General features: G+C 66.6%; 15 protein-coding genes and 1 tRNA gene. 6 read left to right on the forward strand and 10 right to left on the reverse strand.

The annotated features are described in order from the left end of the window. Positions 1–328: 328 nt before the first annotated feature. A tRNA-Leu gene (locus AM2010_RS09830) sits at positions 329–415 on the reverse strand. A 180-nt stretch (positions 416–595) separates the two neighbouring features. Here AM2010_RS09830 and AM2010_RS09835 point away from each other — a divergent pair. Further along, positions 596–1,546 carry an SDR family NAD(P)-dependent oxidoreductase gene (locus tag AM2010_RS09835; RefSeq protein ID WP_047806903.1) on the forward strand — a complete coding sequence of 317 codons (951 nt, stop codon included), beginning with the start codon at positions 596–598 and terminating at the stop codon, positions 1,544–1,546. Positions 1,547–1,607: 61 nt separating this feature from the next. On the opposite strand, the gene AM2010_RS09840 is transcribed toward AM2010_RS09835, so the two are convergent. Further along, positions 1,608–2,093 (reverse strand): NfeD family protein, encoded by a 486-nt coding sequence (locus AM2010_RS09840; protein WP_047806904.1) that lies wholly within the window; start codon positions 2,091–2,093, stop codon positions 1,608–1,610. Positions 2,094–2,096: 3 nt separating this feature from the next. Beyond that, entirely contained in the window at positions 2,097–3,107 is a 1,011-nt protein-coding gene (locus tag AM2010_RS09845; protein ID WP_047806905.1) for an SPFH domain-containing protein, read from the reverse strand. A gap of 151 nt (positions 3,108–3,258) precedes the next feature. Here AM2010_RS09845 and AM2010_RS14410 point away from each other — a divergent pair, with 151 nt between their 5' ends. Together AM2010_RS14410 and AM2010_RS09855 are read left to right on the forward strand one after the other, a co-directional pair. Then, positions 3,259–3,636 (forward strand): hypothetical protein, encoded by a 378-nt coding sequence (locus tag AM2010_RS14410; RefSeq protein WP_236699508.1) that lies wholly within the window; start codon positions 3,259–3,261, stop codon positions 3,634–3,636. Between the two features lie 92 nt (positions 3,637–3,728). Continuing rightward, a complete protein-coding gene (locus AM2010_RS09855) occupies positions 3,729–4,079 on the forward strand; it encodes a response regulator (RefSeq protein ID WP_269084060.1) in 351 nt (116 codons plus the stop codon). Positions 4,080–4,840: 761 nt separating this feature from the next. Here the strand turns inward: AM2010_RS09855 and AM2010_RS09865 are convergent. Then, a complete protein-coding gene (locus AM2010_RS09865; protein WP_047806908.1) occupies positions 4,841–5,722 on the reverse strand; it encodes a dienelactone hydrolase family protein in 882 nt (293 codons plus the stop codon). Positions 5,723–5,853: 131 nt separating this feature from the next. Between AM2010_RS09865 and AM2010_RS09870 the strand changes: the two genes are divergently transcribed. Further along, a complete protein-coding gene (locus AM2010_RS09870; RefSeq protein ID WP_047806909.1) occupies positions 5,854–7,368 on the forward strand; it encodes an aldehyde dehydrogenase family protein in 1,515 nt (504 codons plus the stop codon). Here AM2010_RS09870 and AM2010_RS09875 read toward each other — a convergent pair. From AM2010_RS09875 to AM2010_RS09885, 3 genes are read right to left on the reverse strand one after another with little or no spacing between them, the layout of a single operon-like run. Next, complete coding sequence (locus tag AM2010_RS09875) at positions 7,352–7,918, reverse strand: DUF421 domain-containing protein (RefSeq protein ID WP_047806910.1); 567 nt, start codon at positions 7,916–7,918, stop codon at positions 7,352–7,354. The genes AM2010_RS09870 and AM2010_RS09875 overlap by 17 nt on opposite strands. Before the next feature lie 60 nt (positions 7,919–7,978). Further along, complete coding sequence (gene purU / locus AM2010_RS09880) at positions 7,979–8,833, reverse strand: formyltetrahydrofolate deformylase (protein ID WP_047806911.1); 855 nt, start codon at positions 8,831–8,833, stop codon at positions 7,979–7,981. 2 nt (positions 8,834–8,835) lie between these two features. After that, the gene (locus AM2010_RS09885) at positions 8,836–9,852 is read right to left on the reverse strand and encodes an NAD(P)H-dependent flavin oxidoreductase (protein ID WP_047806912.1); all 1,017 of its coding nucleotides are present in this window, start codon (positions 9,850–9,852) and stop codon (positions 8,836–8,838) included. Between the two features lie 235 nt (positions 9,853–10,087). Here AM2010_RS09885 and katG point away from each other — a divergent pair, with 235 nt between their 5' ends. Together katG and AM2010_RS09895 are read left to right on the forward strand one after the other, a co-directional pair. Continuing rightward, positions 10,088–12,304: a catalase/peroxidase HPI gene (gene katG / locus AM2010_RS09890; RefSeq protein WP_047806913.1), complete on the forward strand. Its 2,217-nt coding sequence runs from the start codon at positions 10,088–10,090 to the stop codon at positions 12,302–12,304. 150 nt (positions 12,305–12,454) lie between these two features. Beyond that, positions 12,455–14,506, forward strand: coding sequence for a S46 family peptidase (locus tag AM2010_RS09895; RefSeq protein WP_047806914.1), 2,052 nt, complete (start codon positions 12,455–12,457; stop codon positions 14,504–14,506). A gap of 34 nt (positions 14,507–14,540) precedes the next feature. On the opposite strand, the gene purT is transcribed toward AM2010_RS09895, so the two are convergent. The 3 genes from purT to AM2010_RS09910 form a co-directional block, all read right to left on the reverse strand. Further along, positions 14,541–15,707, reverse strand: a complete 1,167-nt coding sequence (gene purT / locus AM2010_RS09900) for a formate-dependent phosphoribosylglycinamide formyltransferase (protein WP_047806915.1) — start codon at positions 15,705–15,707, stop codon at positions 14,541–14,543. Positions 15,708–15,793: 86 nt separating this feature from the next. Then, positions 15,794–16,705 carry a GGDEF domain-containing protein gene (locus AM2010_RS09905; protein ID WP_047806916.1) on the reverse strand — a complete coding sequence of 304 codons (912 nt, stop codon included), beginning with the start codon at positions 16,703–16,705 and terminating at the stop codon, positions 15,794–15,796. Positions 16,706–16,928: 223 nt separating this feature from the next. Beyond that, on the reverse strand, positions 16,929–17,594 hold the full coding sequence (locus AM2010_RS09910) for a helix-turn-helix domain-containing protein (protein WP_047806917.1): 666 nt from the start codon (positions 17,592–17,594) through the stop codon (positions 16,929–16,931). Positions 17,595–17,629 lie beyond the last annotated feature (35 nt).

Consider the following 17,629-nt stretch of genomic DNA (forward strand, 5'->3'; position numbering starts at 1 on the left):
GTGGAGCCGGGGTTTCGAACGGCTCGATTTCATTCATGGGTCGGTTCTCGATGCGATCGCCGAGCGCGCTTCATCAGCCGATATAGAGACCGCGCTGGTCAGCGACCGTGTAAGGCTTGTCTTTGGTCTTCAGCGCACGGAGCCGCGTTTCGGCCAGAGGCATGTGCGGGCCTTTTCCCAATGCGGTTTTCGCAAAGGCCCGCAAAAGGCCAACAAAATCTCAGGAGCCCCCGAGGTTTCGCAGGACGCTCCGGAACGATCCAAGGGCCAAATCCCCAGGATTTCTGCGGGTTTTATAGATTATTTGGGAGAACGTGAGAAGAACAAATGGTGCCCAGAAGAGGACTCGAACCTCCACGCCCTTGCGAGCGCCAGCACCTGAAGCTGGTGCGTCTACCAATTCCGCCATCTGGGCACCGGATGCGGTCGGATCGTCGAAGTCCGGCTCGCGGGTAGGGGCGGGCCACTAGCGAAGCGGGGGGGACCTTGTCAACGCTTTGTACGAGCGGTTGCGGCTTGCGCCGCATTGGGGCAATGCGGCGGCAGATTCGCGAACATGTGCGCGAGCGGACAGCACGATAAACGGCAAGGGCCCATGGCAGCAAACGATCCTCTGAACGGCAAGCTGGTGACGCTGACTGGCGGAAGCGGCTTTTTCGGGCGTCATGTCGCCCAGGCGCTGCTAGAGCGCGGTGCGCGGCTCAGGATCGCCAGCCGCGAACCGGGCAAGGCCTATTCGCTCAAACCGCTCGCCAATCTGGGCCAGATCGCCTTCATGCCCTGCGACGTGCGCGATCCGGCGCAGGCGGCGGCGGCCGTGCGCGGCGCCGATGCCATAGTCAATCTGGTCGGATCGTTCGAAGGCGACCTGATGAAGCTGATTTGCGGCGGCGCGCGCAATGTCGCGGTGGCCGCGCGCGATGCCGGCGCGGCGGCGATGGTCCACGTCAGCGCAATCGGCGCCGATGCGGGGTCCCCGGCAGGCTATGCCGAGGCCAAGGCCCGCAGCGAGGAAGAGGTGCTGCACGCCTTCCCCGCTGCGACGATCCTGCGCCCTTCGCTGCTGTTCGCCGAAAACGGCGGGTTCGTGAACATGCTCGCCGATGTCATCGCGACATTCCCGGTGGTCCCGGTGTTCGCCCCGCAGGCGAAGGTACAGCCGCTGTTCGTGGACGATGCCGCCGATGCGGTTACCGCCGCGCTCGCCGATCCGGGGCGGCATGGCGGCAAGACTTACGAGATCGCCGGCCCTGAGGCGATCGGCATGATGGAACTGCACGAGCGCATCGCCGATGCGCAGGAGCGCGAGCGGCATCTGATTGCGATGCCCGATGCACTGTCGTCTCTGTTCGCGGCGCTGCCGGGAACGCCGATGAACACCGACCAGTGGACCATGCTGCGCCAGGGCAACACGGCATCGGGCGCGCTGCCCGGGCTCGACAAGCTGGGCGTGCAGCCGCGGCCGCTGGGGCTGTTTCTTGACCGGTGGATGACCCGCTATCGCAAGCACGGCCGCTTTGCCGAACGCACGCGCGACGCGGCCTGATTGTCGTTCTGATTAAGGCGCGGCAGCGCGCCTGGTGCTGCCGCGCACAAGAAGACAACTTCTAGCCGCTGGCGGGCGGCGCCGTGCCTTCATCGGCAAGCAGGGTGAGCGGCTCGACCAGCAGAACCGCGCCTTCGTGCCCGATAATCCGCACCCGTTCGCCGGTGGCGACATCGGCCCCGCGCGCCAGCCATTCGCTGTCGCCATGGCGAATGCGCCCCGTGCCGCCTTCGAACGCCTGAGTGACGAGCGCGGTTTCCCCGATCAGCCGGCTGCCCCGCTTGTTGAGCAGCGGATCGGCGCCGACGATCGGCTTGTCGCGCAGGAACCGGCGCGCCGAAAACGCCAGAATCAGCGCGAGGAAGACGAAGTTGCTGATCTGCACCGCCAGGCCGAGGTCGAGAACGAATGTCAGAAACCCCGTGGCGAGCGCCGCCGCCGCGAGCCAGATCAGATATACGCCGGGCACCACCAGTTCGAGCGCGGCCAGCGCCAGCCCGATGGCGATCCAGATCCAGTGCGGATCGAAGTTGTCGAGCCCGTCCACCGGCTATCCCGTATCGCCGGAACGCGGCACGCTGGCGCGCGGTGCGCGTTCGCGCTGCTGCGGCAGGGGCGTGCCGCGATCGCCGGTCTTGGTGGTCACTGCGCCTTCGACCGGGGCGACCGCATCGCGCACCAGTTCGCCAATTCCGCCGAGCGAGCCGATCAACTGGGTCGCTTCGACCGGGAACAGGATCGTCTTGGCATTGGGGCTGGTGGCGAACTGGCTCACCGCCTTGGTATATTCCTGCGCGACGAAGTAATTGATCGCGGCATTGCCGCTTTGCGCGATTGCGTCCGACACCATCTGCGTCGCCTTCGCTTCCGCCTCCGCCGCGCGTTCGCGGGCCTCGGCATCGCGGAAGGCCGCTTCGCGCTTGCCCTCGGCCTTCAGGATCGCGCTCTGCTTATCCCCTTCGGCGCGCAGGATGTTGGACGCGCGATCGCCTTCCGCCTCCAGGATTTCGGCGCGCTTGAGCCGTTCGGCCTTCATCTGCCGCGCCATGGCCTCGGAAATGTCGATCGGCGGGCGGATATCCTTGATCTCGACGCGGGTGATCTTGACCCCCCAGGGCGAGGTCGCATGGTCGACCACGCTCAGCAACCGGGCGTTGATCTCGTCCCGCTTGGACAGCGTTTCGTCGAGATCCATCGATCCCATCACGGTCCGCAGGTTGGTGGTCGTGAGCGCCATGATCGCGTTGTAGAGATTGGCGACTTCGTAAGCGGCCTTGCCCGCATCGAGCACCTGGAAGAACACCACTGCGTCGACACCGACCATGGCATTGTCTTTCGTGATGATTTCCTGGCCCGGAATGTCGAGCACCTGTTCCATCACGTTCACTTTCTGCCCGACGCGATCGATGAACGGGATGATCAGATGCAGCCCGGGTTCCGCGGCGAGCGTGTATTTGCCCAGCCGTTCGATCGTATAGACGTAACCCTGTTTGACCACGCGCACCGCCATCAGGAGGAACATCACCGCCAGCACCAGCAACATTATCAGCACGAGACCCATCGACATTCTCCTCCATCCGCCTGCCCGCATCGTAGCGCAGCGGGGGTGGGGGGCAAGCGAAACCGGTGGCGGCCCGGGACCCGCGCAAAGCGTTACCATTCGGCAAGGATTGGTCGCTAGCGTCGCCGCAAAACGACCACCGGGGGCGCGCGTGATCGAAGTCGAGGTTCAGAACGAGACCCACCAGACGCAGGATCGGCTGCGATTCGCATCGGTGCCCCGCATCGGCGAAGGCATCCGGCTGCGCGAGCCCGACGGGTGCTGGGCATCGTACGACGTGATCGACGTCTGGTATCAGAAGGCGGAGTTCGGCGACGTCTGGATGCCGTACCTCCATGTCTGCATCACCCCGGACGAACAGCCCGCGGCGCCTGCCCCTGCCCCCGGCAACGCAACCGTGCCGCCGGTTCCGGGCGGCCATTCGCCCCTGCACGGTGCGGCGGATCGTTCGCCGCTCGCCAGCCCGCGCGGCGACCAGCCCCGCACCCCGGTCTGGGGCGAGGAGGAGGTGCCGCCATTCACGGGCTGATCAAACGCGCCGCCGCGCCGGCCGCCCCGGCCCCGCGCGAGGACGGCGCGCCGCCGCCGCCCGCACCGTCGCCACAAACGCGGCGATGCTTGGTGGTCGACGATTCGCGCATGATCCGCAAAGTGGCGCGCCGCATTGTCGAGGAGTTGGGGTTCGAAACCGCCGAAGCCGAAAATGGTGAAGAGGCGCTGGCACGGTGCCGGGCGGCCATGCCCGATCTGGTCCTGCTGGACTGGAACATGCCGGTGATGAGCGGGATCGAATTCGTCACCCGCCTGCGCGCCCTCCCCGCCCAGCGCCCGCCGCGCGTGGTGTTCTGCACGTCCAATTCGGATACGGTCGACGTTCACAAGGGGATCGAGGCCGGCGCGGACGAATATGTGATCAAGCCGTTCGACCGGGCAACGCTGCAGGCCAAACTGCACGCCATCGGATTGAACTAGAACCAATGGCCGCCGCGCTCCCGCGCAGGCGGGGGATCGGCTATGGGCGGATGTTGGCACATTTAACTTGACATTTATAACCGTTTTGGTTATGCAGTGAGGGCCAGTCCACGCTGGCACAAGCGACGGGGGCGAAGCGTGTACGCGTCACGTCTGGCCGCTTCGTCCATACGGCCGGTGCCTCGGGGGGCTAGTGACCTTCTAGAGAAAGCACCCTGTGCCGGGATGCGAGGAGTTTGGAACGGCAGGTTCGTTCTTCGCGGTGGCCCTCAACGCCGTGAACGACAGGGACCCGAGTTCCAGACGGATTGGGTGAGCGCGAGCCCTGGCCCTGTCCGTGCCTTGCACCCCTCTTAGGGCTGAGCGGCAGGTTGTGCGTAACCCCTTCCGCCACTCGCGACGATGTTACCAAGGCAACCCTGTGACGCCCAGGTGGCAATCCTGTGATGCCCAGGCGGCACCGGCCGATTCCGTCCGCTTGCCTTTCCCGGCGCAACCGTCCGCACTCGCCAGCGGATGATCGGGTGTGGGCTGGCCCTGACCGCCCCCCGTGAGTTCCTGCGAAAGCAGGAACCCAGACACAGCCGCAACGCCCGCCGTCCTGGGCCCCTGCTTTCGCAGGGGATCACCGCCCGCGAAGACTGTCCGTTTCCCCCCGCCGTCCCCGCGCAGGCGGGGGCCTCATGCTATCGGGCACAGCGCCTGCGGCCTGAGGCCCCCGCCTGCGCGGGGGACCGGGTGACGTTCGACCTACCCCGCCCTCACGCCAGCGCGCGGCGGTAGAGGGTCAGCAGGTCGGCCCAGGCGCGTTCGGCTTCGGCTTCGGCGTAAGCGGGGGCGTCGGGGACGGTCCAGCCGTGATCGCCGGCGTAGACTTCGACTTTCGCGGCGCGGCCGGCGGCCTGGGCCGCTTGGCGCAGGATAGTCTTGTGTTCGGGCGCATCGGCATCGTCGTCCTGCGCGATCGCGATCAGCAGATCGGCCTTCGCCTCGTCGAACAGCGCGTGGGGACTTGCCGCCTCCGCCTCGCGCACCAGCCCGCCACCGTGGAAGCTCGCCGCCGCTCGCACCCGCGAAGGCACCGCGACGGCGGACCACATCGCGAACGGTCCGCCCATGCAATATCCCTGGGTGCCGACCCCGCGCGTGCTGTCCACCGCCTCCTGCCCATCCAGCCAGGTGATCGCGGCCACGGCATCGCGCAGGATCGCCCCCATATCGAGCTTCGCGCGCCACGGCGCCACTTTGCTGAAGCCGCCGCTGCCGGCAAAATCGGCAAAATCCTCGAACTGCTGGCCGGAGACGTCGCGGTAATAAGGATTGGCGACGAAGACGGCATAGCCCTGGCGCGCCAGCCGCCGGGCCATCATGCGCTTCGCCTCGCGCAGGCCCGCGATATCCGGCCAGAACAGGATCGCGGGCGCCGGGCCGGACACCGGGTGGACGAAAAACCCGTCCATCATCCCGTCGCGGGTGGAGAAGCCCAGCGTCTCCTCCCGCAGTTCCGCCAGCACCGCTTCGTCCGCGCCGCCGGCCCCGACCGGGGCGCAGGCGGCCATTGCGGCCATTCCGCCCAGCGCACCGAACTGCCGCCGGCTAAGCCCCTCGCGCGCCCAGCGGGCCAGCTTGTCTTCGTCGCACATCGTCCGTCTCCATCTCGCCGTCGCGGCATCGTGTGCCCTCGCGTGCACCGATGCAAGCGGAACGCGATTGGCATGGGCGGCAGGCATGGTAGGTTGCGGCGAAAGACCGATTCTGACCGGGAGAGAGAAACGTGAACGAACAGACCGCCATCAGCCGCGAACAGCTCGAATATTCGCAAGGGGCCAAGGATTTCCTCGCGCGCAAGCCGCAGCTGTTCGTCGGCGGCGAATGGGTCGACAGCACGCATGACAGGACGCTGCCGGTCGAAGACCCGTCGTGCGGGCGCGAAGTGGCGCGGATCGTCGATGCTTCCACCGAGGATGTCGACCGCGCGGTTGCCGCGGCGCGCACCGCCTTCGACGACGGGCGCTGGTCCAACCTGCCGCCCATGAAGCGCGAGGCGACGATCCACCGGCTCGCCGACCTGATCCAGCGCGATGGCGAGCTGCTGGCCGAACTGGAGGCGATCGACAACGGCAAGCCCAAGACGATGGCCCATGCGGTCGACGTCAACGGCGCGATTTCGATGCTGCATTACCACGCCGGCTGGGCAAGCAAGCTGAGCGGCGAAATGATCGAGCCGGCCAATGCCCCGCGCGGGGTGTTCCACAGCTATACCCGGCGCGAGCCGGTTGGCGTGGCGGCGCAGATCGTGCCGTGGAACTTCCCCCTGCTGATGGCGGTGCAGAAGATCGCCCCCGCCCTCGCCGCCGGGTGCACCCTGGTGCTCAAGCCGGCGGAGCAGACCAGCGTGACCGCGCTGAAGCTGGCCGACCTGATTGCCGAGGCGGGCTTCCCCGCCGGCACGGTGAACATCGTCACCGGGCTGGGCGAAACCGCGGGCGACCGCCTGGTGCGCCACCCGGATGTGGACAAGGTCGCCTTCACCGGATCGACCGAAGTGGGCAAGATCATCAACCGCACCGCGACCGACAGCATGAAGCGGGTAACGCTGGAACTGGGCGGCAAGAGCCCGGTGATCGTGCTGCCCGACATGGACCCGGCGGTCGCCGCCGGCGGCGCGGCGAACGCGATCTTCTTCAATTCGGGCCAGGTCTGCGTCGCGGGCAGCCGCCTCTATGCCCATCGCGACGTGTTCGACCGCCTGATCGAAGGGATCGCCGAAACCGCCCCCGCCTGGGCCCCGCGCCCCAGCCTCGACCCCCAGGCTCGGATGGGTCCGCTGGTGAGCCACGAACAGTTCGAACGCGTCATGGGCTATATCGAAGCGGGCAAGAAAGACGGGGCGAGCGTCGCGATGGGCGGCGATGCCGCGCCGTCGAACGGCGGATATTACGTCAACCCGACCGTGATGGTCGACGTGAACCCTTCGATGAGCGTGGTACAGGAAGAGATTTTCGGCCCGGTCGTCGTCGCCCAGCGGTTCGACGACCTCGACGATGTGGCGAAGCAGGCGAACGACACGCTCTACGGCCTCGGTGCCGGGGTCTGGACCCGCGACGTCGGCGCGTTCCACACGCTCGCTGCGAAGATCAAGTCGGGCACCGTCTGGGGCAATTGCCACTCGATGCTCGACAGCGCGCTGCCCTTCGGCGGCTACAAGCAGTCGGGGATCGGGCGCGAACTCGGCAGCGAAGGGGTGAAGGCCTATACCGAGCTGAAGACCGTCATCCTTCAGCTCTAGCGGCGCCGCCGGGCAGGCTCTCCGGCTTTTCGACGTGGTCCATCGCCTCCGCCTTGTCGATCGCGATGTCGCCGCGGGGCACGACCGCGAAAGTACCGTCGGTCTCCAGGATCACCCAGTTCGCCTCCGCCGGATCGACGATCCCTTCGCTTCTGAGCGCGGATTCGATCTCGGCGCGGGTGATCCGGGTCTGCTTCATCGCGTCTTCGAGGAACACGCCCTTGTGCAGCAGCAGGGTCGGCTGCGCCTTGATCGCCTTGGTGACGGTGGAGGAGCGGACCAGCACGAATGTCACGACATACTGGCACAGGCCCAGCGCGATGATCGCCACGGTCGCTTCGGCATAGGATACGTCGCGCAGCAGGATTCCGCTGGCCGCCAGGCTCCCCACCGCAACGGTGATGATCCAGTCGAAATTGTTCATCTGGCCCGTCGTGCGCTTGCCCGAAAGACGCGTGAGGATGACGACGGTGAGGTAGAAGGCGAGCGACAGCACCGCCACCTCTGCCAGGCGGGAACGTTCAGCCCAGAGGCCGGGATCGAATTCCATGATAGTCCTCCTGCCTGATAGAAGGCACGAGAACGCGATCCGTTTCCGGCCGGGCGGGAATCAGTTGCGGAAGACGACCGTACGCGCGCCGTTCAGCACGACGCGCTCTTCCACATGCAGGCGCACCGCCTCCGCCAGAACGCGGCTTTCGATCTCGCGCCCCTTGCGGACGAGTTCGTCCGGGCTGTCGGCATGGGTGATCGGTTCCACGTCCTGGTGGATGATTGGCCCTTCGTCGAGGTCGGCGGTGACATAGTGCGCGGTCGCGCCGATCATCTTCACCCCGCGCGCGTGCGCCTGATGATAGGGCCTGGCCCCCTTGAACCCCGGCAGGAACGAATGGTGGATGTTGATGCAGCGCCCGGCGAAATGGGCCGCCTGCCCATCGGACAGGATCTGCATGTAACGCGCCAGGATCACCAGTTCGGCATCGCTGTCTTCCGCGATCCGGCGCACTTGCGCTTCCTGCTCCGCCTTGGTCGCGGCGGTCACCGGCAGGTGGTGGAAGGGAATATCGCCGATATTGGTGTGGCTGATCGCCTCGCGCGGGTGGTTGGAAACGATCGCCACCGGGTCGATCGGCAATTCCCCGATGCGCCAGCGATAGAGCAGGTCGGCGAGGCAGTGATCGAACTTGCTGACCATGATCAGCACCCGCCGCGCCCGGTCGCGCCGGACCAGCTTCCAGCGCATTGCGCATTCTTCGGCGAAAGGCGCGAACGCCGCGCGGAAGCTTTCCGCATCGGATTGGCCGGGATCGAAGGCAATCCGCATGAAGAAGGCATCGCTCGCCCGGTCGTTGAACTGCTGCGCCTCCAGAATATTGGCGCCGCGTTCGAACAGCAGGCCGGTGACCTGCGCGGTGATGCCGGGCCGGTCGGCGCAGCTCAGGGTCAGGATCAGCGGCTCGGCCATCGTCAGCGGCGTCCCAGCGCCTCTTCGCATTCGGCCATCAGGGTGGCGACGATCTGCGCGACCGGCTCTTCCTCGCGCACCATGCCGACCGACTGGCCGGCCATCAGGCTGCCGCCTTCCACGTCGCCATCGATCACCGCGCGGCGCAGCGCGCCGGCCCAGTAATGCTCGATCTGCAATTGCGCCTCGCCCATCGCGATTTCCTCGCGGTCGAGCCTGCCGGCAACCTCGATCTGCTTGGCGGTGAAAGTTTCGGTGCCCTTGTTGCGCAGCGCGCGGACCGGGATCACCGGCAGGCGGGGATCGACCTGCACGCTGGTGATTGCATCACGCGCGCTGGCGCGGAAGAACGCCTTCTTGAAATCGGGATGGGCGATGGACTCGGTGGCACAGGCAAAGCGGGTGCCCAGCTGAACCCCGGCGGCGCCCATTTCCAGATAGCCGGCAATCGCCTGCCCCTTGCCGATCCCGCCGGCGACGAAGATCAGATGCTCTTCCGCCAGCGCAGGCAGAATTTCCTGCGCCAGGACGCTGGTGGACACCGGGCCGATATGGCCGCCCGCCTCCATCCCCTCGATCACCAGCGCATCGACGCCCGAACGCAGCAGCTTCTTCGCCAGCGCCAGCGTCGGCGCGAAGCAGATCACCCGGGCCGGATTCGCCCCGCCCTTGATCGCCTCGACACTGCCCTTGGGCGGAATGCCGCCGGCCAGGACGACGTGCCCGACCCCGTGGCGCGAGCAGACTTCGATCAGGTCGAACAGCTGCGGGTGCATCGTGATCAGGTTCACGCCGAAGGGCCTGTCCGTCATCGCCTTCGTCGCGGCGATTTCGGCATCGAGCAGCTCGGGCGTCATCGCGCCGCAGGCGATCACGCCGAAACCGCCCGCGTTGCTGATCGCGGAAACCAGGTTGCGTTCGGACACCCAGCTCATCGCGCCGCACAGGATCGCGGTCTCGCAGCCGAGGAAATCGGTGCCGCGCTGCATCAGGCGGCCTGTCTTGGGATAGTCTGTCATCGCCGCGCGCTTAGGGCGCGTACGGCGGAGCGGCAAGTGCCCAGACAGCCTGCCGGGAACCGTCGCGCGCCTTGGCCCTTGTTCAAGAGGGGGAAGATCGCGCGATATTCAATCGGATTCGTCGATTAGCCTGACAGGAGTTAATTGCTTTGCTCGATTGTTACGCAGGCGTAGCCTCCCGACTGTATCGACTCGCACGGCCGCTGGACGGCCCACAGAACCGGAGGATGCCAAGATGGACGTAGCAACTGGATCGATTCCCGGGGGCGGCTGCCCCTTCAGCGGCGATGGCGGCGTACGCAGCCTGCTGGGCCGCACCAACCGCGACTGGTGGCCCGATGCGCTCCAGCTCGAAATTCTGCACCAGGGATCGCTCAGCGCCGATCCGCTGGGAGACGATTTCGATTACTGCGAAGCCTTCAACGCGCTCGATTACGAAGGGATCAAGCGCGACCTGCGGGCACTGATGACCGACAGCAAGCCCTGGTGGCCGGCGGACTATGGCCATTACGGCCCGTTCTTCATCCGCATGGCCTGGCACGCGGCGGGGACCTATCGGACCGGTGACGGGCGCGGCGGCGCCTCCAGCGGGCAGCAGCGTTTCGCCCCGCTCAATTCATGGCCCGACAACGCCAACCTCGACAAGGCGCGGCGCCTGCTGTGGCCGATCAAGCAGAAATACGGCAAGCACATCTCGTGGGCCGACCTGTTCGTGCTGACCGGCAATATCGCGATCGAATCGATGGGCGGCCCGGTCTTCGGCTTCGGCGGCGGGCGCAAGGACGTGTTCGAACCCGAAACCGACGTGTTCTGGGGCACGGAAGAACAGTGGGTCAGCGAAGGCGTGCAGACCCGCATCGACCCGGACAAGGAACTCAAGCTCGAAAACCCGCTCGCCGCGATCCAGATGGGGCTGATCTACGTCAATCCCGAAGGGCCGGGCGGCGAGCCCGACCCCGAAGGTTCGGCGCGCGACATCCGCGAAACGTTCGCCCGCATGGCAATGAACGACGAGGAAACCGTCGCGCTGACCGCCGGCGGCCACACCTTCGGCAAGTGCCACGGCGCGGGCGATGCCTCGCTGGTCGGCGCGGACCCGGAAGGGGCCGACATCGCCTTCCAGGGCCTCGGCTGGACCAGCGGCTACGAAAGCGGGGTGGGCGAACACGCGATCACTTCGGGGCTGGAAGGATCGTGGACCAACACCCCGATCGAATGGACCGGCAACTACTTCCGCCTGCTGCTGGATTACGAATACGAACTGGTCAAGTCGCCCGCCGGGGCGAACCAGTGGCAGCCGGTGAACCAGAAGGAAGAAGACATGGCGCCGGCGGCGCACGATCCTTCCAAGAAGGTGCCGACCATGATGACCACCGCCGACATGGCGATGAAGGTGGACCCGGAATATCGCAGGATCTCCGAACGGTTCCGCAACGATCACGAGGCGTTCCGCGATGCCTTCGCGCGCGCCTGGTTCAAGCTGACCCACCGCGACATGGGGCCCAAGGTTCGCTATCTCGGCCCCGACGTGCCGGAAGAGGATCTGATCTGGCAGGATCCTGTGCCCGCCGGGACGATGCCGTCGGACGGCGATGTCGTCGCCTTCAGGGACAAGATCCTCGATAGCGGGCTGTCGGTCGGCCAGCTGGTCAAGACCGCCTGGGCATCCGCCTCCACCTTCCGCAAGTCCGACCATCGCGGCGGTGCCAACGGCGCGCGCCTCCGCCTGGCCCCGCAGAAAGGCTGGGCGGTGAACGAGCCGGACGAGCTGGCGAAAGTGCTGGGCACGATCGATTCGCTGCGCGGCAACCTGTCGATGGCCGACGCGATCGTCCTGGCCGGGACCGCCGCGGTCGAGAAGGCGGCGCGCGATGCCGGCTTCGATGTCGAGGTGCCGTTCCTCGGCGGGCGCGGCGATGCCGGCGACGAGCATACCGATGTGGAAAGCTTCGAACCGCTCGAACCCCAGGCCGACGGGTTCCGCAATTATCTGAAAACCAAGATGAGCGTGCGGACCGAAGACCTGCTGATCGACCGGTCGCAGCTGCTCGGCCTGTCGGCACCAGAGATGACCGTCCTGATCGGCGGGCTGCGCGTGCTGGGCGCCAATTATCAGGATAGCGAACACGGCGTCTTCACCGATCGCAAGGGGCAGCTGACCAACGACTTCTTCGTCAACCTGCTCGATATGAACACCGCCTGGGAAGTGGTGGACGAGAGCGGCGACGAGGAATTCGTCGGCCACGACCGCGCCAGCGGCGACGAGAAATGGCGCGCGACGCGGACCGATCTGATCTTCGGTTCGAACAGCCAGTTGCGCGCGATCGCCGAAGTCTATGCGGAAACCGGGCACGAGGAGAAATTCGTGCGCGATTTCGTCAACGCCTGGACCAAGGTGATGAACGCCGACCGCAGCGACGTGGCTTACGCCCGGTACCACAAGGCGGCCTGATCCCTGTCGCCGCCGTGAGGGCCCCTGGCACCGGATGCCGGGGGCCCTTTCCTGTCAGAGCCGCCAGCGGCCCATGCAGGGAAAATCGCTGGACTTTCGGAGCGCGGAAGAGAACACATCCCCCAGCACGAATTTGGGAGATAATGTCTCATGACCACCCGTACCGCCCTGCTCGCCGCCGCCTCGTTCGCGGCCATTCCCCTGCTCGCCGCCCCGGCCGCCGCTGACGAGGGGATGTGGACATTCGACGGCTTTCCCGCCGATCAGGTCCGCGAATCTTACGGCTGGGCCCCGGATCAGGCGTGGCTGGACGAAGTGCGCAATTCCTCCGTCCGGTTGACGGGTGGCTGTTCGGCCAGCTTCGTTTCGCCCGAGGGGCTGATCCTGACCAACCATCACTGCATCGCGAGCTGCCTCTACGACAATTCGACCGATGCGAAGGATTACCTCGCCGACGGGTTCACCGCCCGCCAGCGGGAAGACGAACTGACCTGCCCCGGCCAGCAGGCCGAAGTGGTCACCGCGATTTCCGATGTGACCGGCGATGTCATGGGCGCGATCGGCAATCTTTCAGGCGAAGCGCTGACCAAGGCGCGCGACGCAAAGATTGCGGAGATCGAATCGGCAAACTGCACCGATACCGAAACCACCCGGTGCCAGGTCGTCACCCTGTTCGGCGGCGGACAGTACAAGCTCTATACCTATCGCAAGTATTCGGACGTGCGCCTCGCCTGGGCCCCCGAAGCGCGGGCGGCGACGTTCGGCGGCGACCCCGACAACTTCAATTTCCCGCGCTACTCGCTCGATGCCTCGTTCCTGCGCGCCTATGAAGACGGGCAGCCGGTTTCGAACCCCGCCCATCTGAAATGGAACCCGCGCGCGCCGGAAGAAGGCGAGATCACTTTCGTCGTCGGCAACCCGGGTTCGACCAGCCGCCTGTTCACCCAGAGCCAGCTCGCCTTCGAACGCGAAGTGCGCCTGCCGCTGACGCTCGCGACATTGAGCGAACTGCGCGGCCGGCTGATCCGCGCGATGGACGAAAGCCCCGAACATGCCCGCGAAGGGCAGGATCTGCTGTCGGGCGTGGAAAACAGCCTGAAGGTCTATATCGGCCGGACCAGGGCGCTCAACGATCCGGCCTTCACCGGCAAGCTTGCCGCCGCCGAAGCCGATCTGAAGGCGAAGAGCGCGGACAACGGCGATATCGGCGATCCCTGGGGCGCGGTGGAAGAAGCAGTCTCTGCCTACCGCGCGCTCTATCTGCCGCTGCGCTTCACCCAGCCTTCGGGCGATCTCTACGGCTATGCCCAGACGCTGGTCTTCGCAGCGCAGGAACGGGCCAAGCCCAATGCCCAGCGCCTGCCGGGCTATACCGACAGCGCGCTGCCGCTGACCGGGAAACGGCTGCTGGACGAACGGCCCGTCTATCCCTGGCTCGACGAAATGACGATGGAATGGAGCCTGTCGAAGGCGCGCGAATATCTCGGCGTCGACGATAGCGATTCGAAGCTTCTGCTCGGCAGCGAAAGCCCGGAACAGCGCGCGGCGCGGCTGGTCAACGGCACGAAGCTGGCCGACCCCGCGGTGCGCAAGGCGCTGTGGGACGGCGGGCTGGAAGCGATCGAGGCGTCGGACGATCCGATGATCCGCTACGCCCTCGCCCTCGCCCCGCGCCAGCGTGAGCTGAAGGCGCTGTCCGATGCGCAGTATTCCGGCCCGCTCGCGGCAGCCGGGGCCAGCCTGGCCGATGCCCGCTTCGCCGCCTATGGCGACGCGCTCTACCCCGATGCGACGTTCACCCTGCGCATTTCCTACGGCCAGGTGAAGGGCTGGACCGAGCGCGGCAACGCGGTTCCGATCCGCACGACGATGGGCGGCACCTTCGACCGCGCGACCGGCAACCCGCCGTTCGACCTGCCCCCCGCCTTCGCCGCCAACGAGGCGCGGATCGACAAGGATACGACTTACGACTTCGTGACCACGAACGACATCATCGGCGGCAATTCCGGCTCCCCGGTGATCGACCGCGCCGGCACCGTGATCGGCGCCGCCTTCGACGGCAATATCCACTCGCTGGGCGGCAATTACGGTTACGATGGGACGCTGAACCGCACGGTCGCCGTGTCGACCGCCGCAGTGCAGGAAGCGCTTGAAACGATCTACCCCGCCCCCGCACTGGTCGCGGAACTGGCGGGCGAATGATGCGTCGCGAGCGGGGACCGGTGCCCCGCCCGCCTCACCCGTATTCGATGCGGACCCGGCCTGCCGCCTCGCCCGCGATGCGGCGGGCGGTGTCGGTGTCCCCCGCGCTGGCGAGCGCCACGCCCATGCGGCGCCAGGGCCGGCTGGTCGGCTTGCCGAACAGGCGCACGTCGACCGTTCCGCCCGCAACCACAAGAGCATCCGCCAGCCCGGAATAGCGCAGGTTCGCGCTGTCGCGGTCGGCCAGGATCACCGCGCTGGCCGAAGGGCGCGCGCGGATCGGCGCGGGGATCGGCAGGCCCATGATCGCACGGGCGTGAAGGTCGAATTCGCTGAGGTTCTGGCTCACCAGCGTCACCATGCCGGTATCGTGCGGCCGCGGGCTCAGCTCGGAAAAGATCACCTCGTCCCCGCGCACGAAGAACTCGACCCCGAACAGGCCATAGCCGCCCAGATCGTCCACCACCTTGCGCGCCATGTCCTGCGCCGCGGCGATCGCGGCGTCGGTCATCGCGGCGGGCTGCCAGCTTTCCTGATAGTCGCCGCGTTCCTGCCGGTGGCCGATCGGCGGGCAGAACAGGACCCCGTCCCGCGTCCGCACGGTCAGCAGCGTGATCTCGTAATCGAAGTCGACGAACTGCTCGACAATCACGCGCCGGCGATCGCCGCGCATATTGGCGACGGCATGGTTCCAGGCGGCCTCAAGCCCGGCGGCATCGTCGACTTTGCTCTGCCCCTTGCCGGACGAGGACATGACCGGCTTGATCACGCAGGGAAAGCCGGTGTGCCCGGCCCCGGCGCGCACGTCCTCCAGCGTTTCCGCATAGCGATAGCGCGAAGTCGCCAGCCCCAGTTCCCCGGCGGCGAGATCGCGAATGCGGTCGCGGTTCATGGTCAGCTGCGTCGCGCGAGCGGAAGGGACGACATTGAACCCTTCGCCCTCCAGCTCGACCAGCATCTCGGTACGGATCGCCTCGACTTCGGGCACGATAAAGTCGGGCCGATGTTTCTCCACCGCCGCGCGCAGGGCCGCGCCGTCGAGCATCGGGAACACCTCGCGCGCGTCGGAAACCTGCATCGCGGGGGCGTTGTCGTAGGCATCGCAGGCCACGACCCAGGCGCCAAGGCGCTTTGTCGAAATCGCGAACTCGCGGCCAAGCTCTCCGGCACCCAGCAGGAGGATTTTCGTAGTGAAAGCCATGCCGGCGATCTAGCGCGAATGGCGCGCCGCGACCATGCCGGATTCGCCGCCGCGTGCGCCCCGGGACGAAGCGGCCGGCAACCGTGTCAGGCGCGCCGCCGATGTCCCAGCAGCGCGTCGCGCCGCTCCACCTGGCCGCGACCACGGGCGCGGGCATGAACCAGCGCCAGCTCCGCCCGGCGCAGGGTTTCGTCCGCATCCGCACATATGGCGGAAATCCCCACGCTGGCCCTGAGATCGATCGCGCCGGCGACCCCGTCCTTGTCGGTCGCCCGGTCCAGCTCCGCCAGGGTCGCTGTGGCAACCGCCTCGGCAGCCGGGGCGGCATCGTCGGGCATCAGAACGGCGAAGCGCTCGTCCCCGATGCGGGCCAGAATGTGATCGCGGTGGAGGAGCGCCCGCAGCAGATCGGCAAAGGCCGAAATGATGCGATCGCCCTCGCTTGCCCCGTGGCGCAGCCATAGCGGGTGCAGATGGCCGATATCGAACAGAGCAAGCGAGCCGCCCGCGCGGCGGTCCACCAGATGGCCGAGCATGGTGTGGAAGGCCCGCCGGTTCGCAAGGCCGGTGAGCGGATCGGTCATCGAAGCGGCGAACAGGCGTTCTTCCAGCGCCCGCCGTTCTTCCATCGACCGCATGATGCCGACCGCGGCGTAGACCGCCCCCTCGCCATCGAGCAACGGGCGGAGCTGCAGCGTGAACCAGGCGGTTCCGCCGTCGGCTTTCCGCGCCGCGAATTCGAACCATCCGGGCGCGCCGCCATCGTGCATGACCGTATCGAGATAGGCATGGACCGCATCGGCCCGACCGGGTTCTGCCAGATCCGCGAGATGGGGACTTGCCGGCCTGTCGGGGCCGGCGATGCCAAGCTGCTCGATCCCCGAAGAGGCATGTACGACGAACCCCGCTCGGTCGAGCTTGAGCACGATGTCGCGCTCCCCCTCCGCCAGCAGCCCATAAAGTGCCGCCCCCTCGTGGAGGGTAAAGTCCTGAATCATTGTGTGCGCCCCAGCCCTGTTATTTGCAGTTAACCCGGCATGCGCCCTTATTAAGATCGGCGGGCGCATTACCAACAAGATAAGACAGAAAGTAAGATAAGCCCGTTAATCGTGTTAACTAAAGTTATCTAACTATCGAATCACCTTGTCTTTACATTAACCAAAGAGCGCGATTTGTGGAGTCATTCATCGCCACGCTGTAAGATTTGCGTATAGGCACTGCCTACAATTCGATCATTATGCGGACTTTGCCCGGCTCGACGCCGTAAGAGCGGGCAATCGCATCGCGGCTTCGCCCCAGCGTTTCGCGCACATCCGCGCTTTCATGCGCATCGCCGAGATCGTCCGGCGGCACCGACAGCGCTTCGGCAATCGCCGCGATCCGGCTGTCGAGCGGGCGCGCCTTGCCCTTTTCCCACGCCCACACCGTGGGCTTGCTGACACCCAGGCGATCGCCCAGCTCGGCAAGGGTCAAGCCGCGCGCCTTGCGCAGGCGCTGGAGACGGCCACCGAACGATTCGCCCAGCGCCTGCGGCCGCTGGCTCGGTTCGCCCAGGTCGAGGCCGCTTTCGCTCTTCAACTGGGCGGCAGACAGCGCCGCGGCCGACAGCGGCTCGTCGAAACGGCAACCGAACAGATTGTCGCTCGCCCAGACCACGCGCGCCGCGACCATGCCCGCTTCGGGAAAGTCGATGTCGATCGGATCGCCGACAGCCAGTTCGGTCTCGCTTTCCAGCAACAGGCCGGTTGCGGACGCGTTGTGGACCCGCACCGGGCGTCCGCCGCCCGACTGGTCGCTGCCGATCGTTTCGAAACGCAAGGTCCGGCGCAGTGCGCGCGGTTTGCCCCCCGGCGCCCCTTCATCTTCCAGATGTGCCGAAATCGCCATTCACCGCTCCTTTTCGGGAGAGGCTCGACCAGGCG

It is taken from the genome of Pelagerythrobacter marensis (assembly GCF_001028625.1).
GTDB classification, from domain to species: domain Bacteria; phylum Pseudomonadota; class Alphaproteobacteria; order Sphingomonadales; family Sphingomonadaceae; genus Pelagerythrobacter; species Pelagerythrobacter marensis.

Coding starts and splice junctions, on each gene's coding strand:
- AM2010_RS09835 (WP_047806903.1), top strand. CDS start 596: ATGGCAGCAAACGATCCTCTGAACGGCAAGCTGGTGACGCTGACTGGC.
- AM2010_RS09845 (WP_047806905.1), bottom strand. CDS start 3,107: ATGGGTCTCGTGCTGATAATGTTGCTGGTGCTGGCGGTGATGTTCCTC.
- AM2010_RS09865 (WP_047806908.1), bottom strand. CDS start 5,722: ATGTGCGACGAAGACAAGCTGGCCCGCTGGGCGCGCGAGGGGCTTAGC.
- AM2010_RS09875 (WP_047806910.1), bottom strand. CDS start 7,918: ATGGAATTCGATCCCGGCCTCTGGGCTGAACGTTCCCGCCTGGCAGAG.
- purU (WP_047806911.1), bottom strand. CDS start 8,833: ATGGCCGAGCCGCTGATCCTGACCCTGAGCTGCGCCGACCGGCCCGGC.
- AM2010_RS09885 (WP_047806912.1), bottom strand. CDS start 9,852: ATGACAGACTATCCCAAGACAGGCCGCCTGATGCAGCGCGGCACCGAT.
- katG (WP_047806913.1), top strand. CDS start 10,088: ATGGACGTAGCAACTGGATCGATTCCCGGGGGCGGCTGCCCCTTCAGC.
- AM2010_RS09895 (WP_047806914.1), top strand. CDS start 12,455: ATGACCACCCGTACCGCCCTGCTCGCCGCCGCCTCGTTCGCGGCCATT.
- purT (WP_047806915.1), bottom strand. CDS start 15,707: ATGGCTTTCACTACGAAAATCCTCCTGCTGGGTGCCGGAGAGCTTGGC.
- AM2010_RS09905 (WP_047806916.1), bottom strand. CDS start 16,705: ATGATTCAGGACTTTACCCTCCACGAGGGGGCGGCACTTTATGGGCTG.
- AM2010_RS09910 (WP_047806917.1), bottom strand. CDS start 17,594: ATGGCGATTTCGGCACATCTGGAAGATGAAGGGGCGCCGGGGGGCAAA.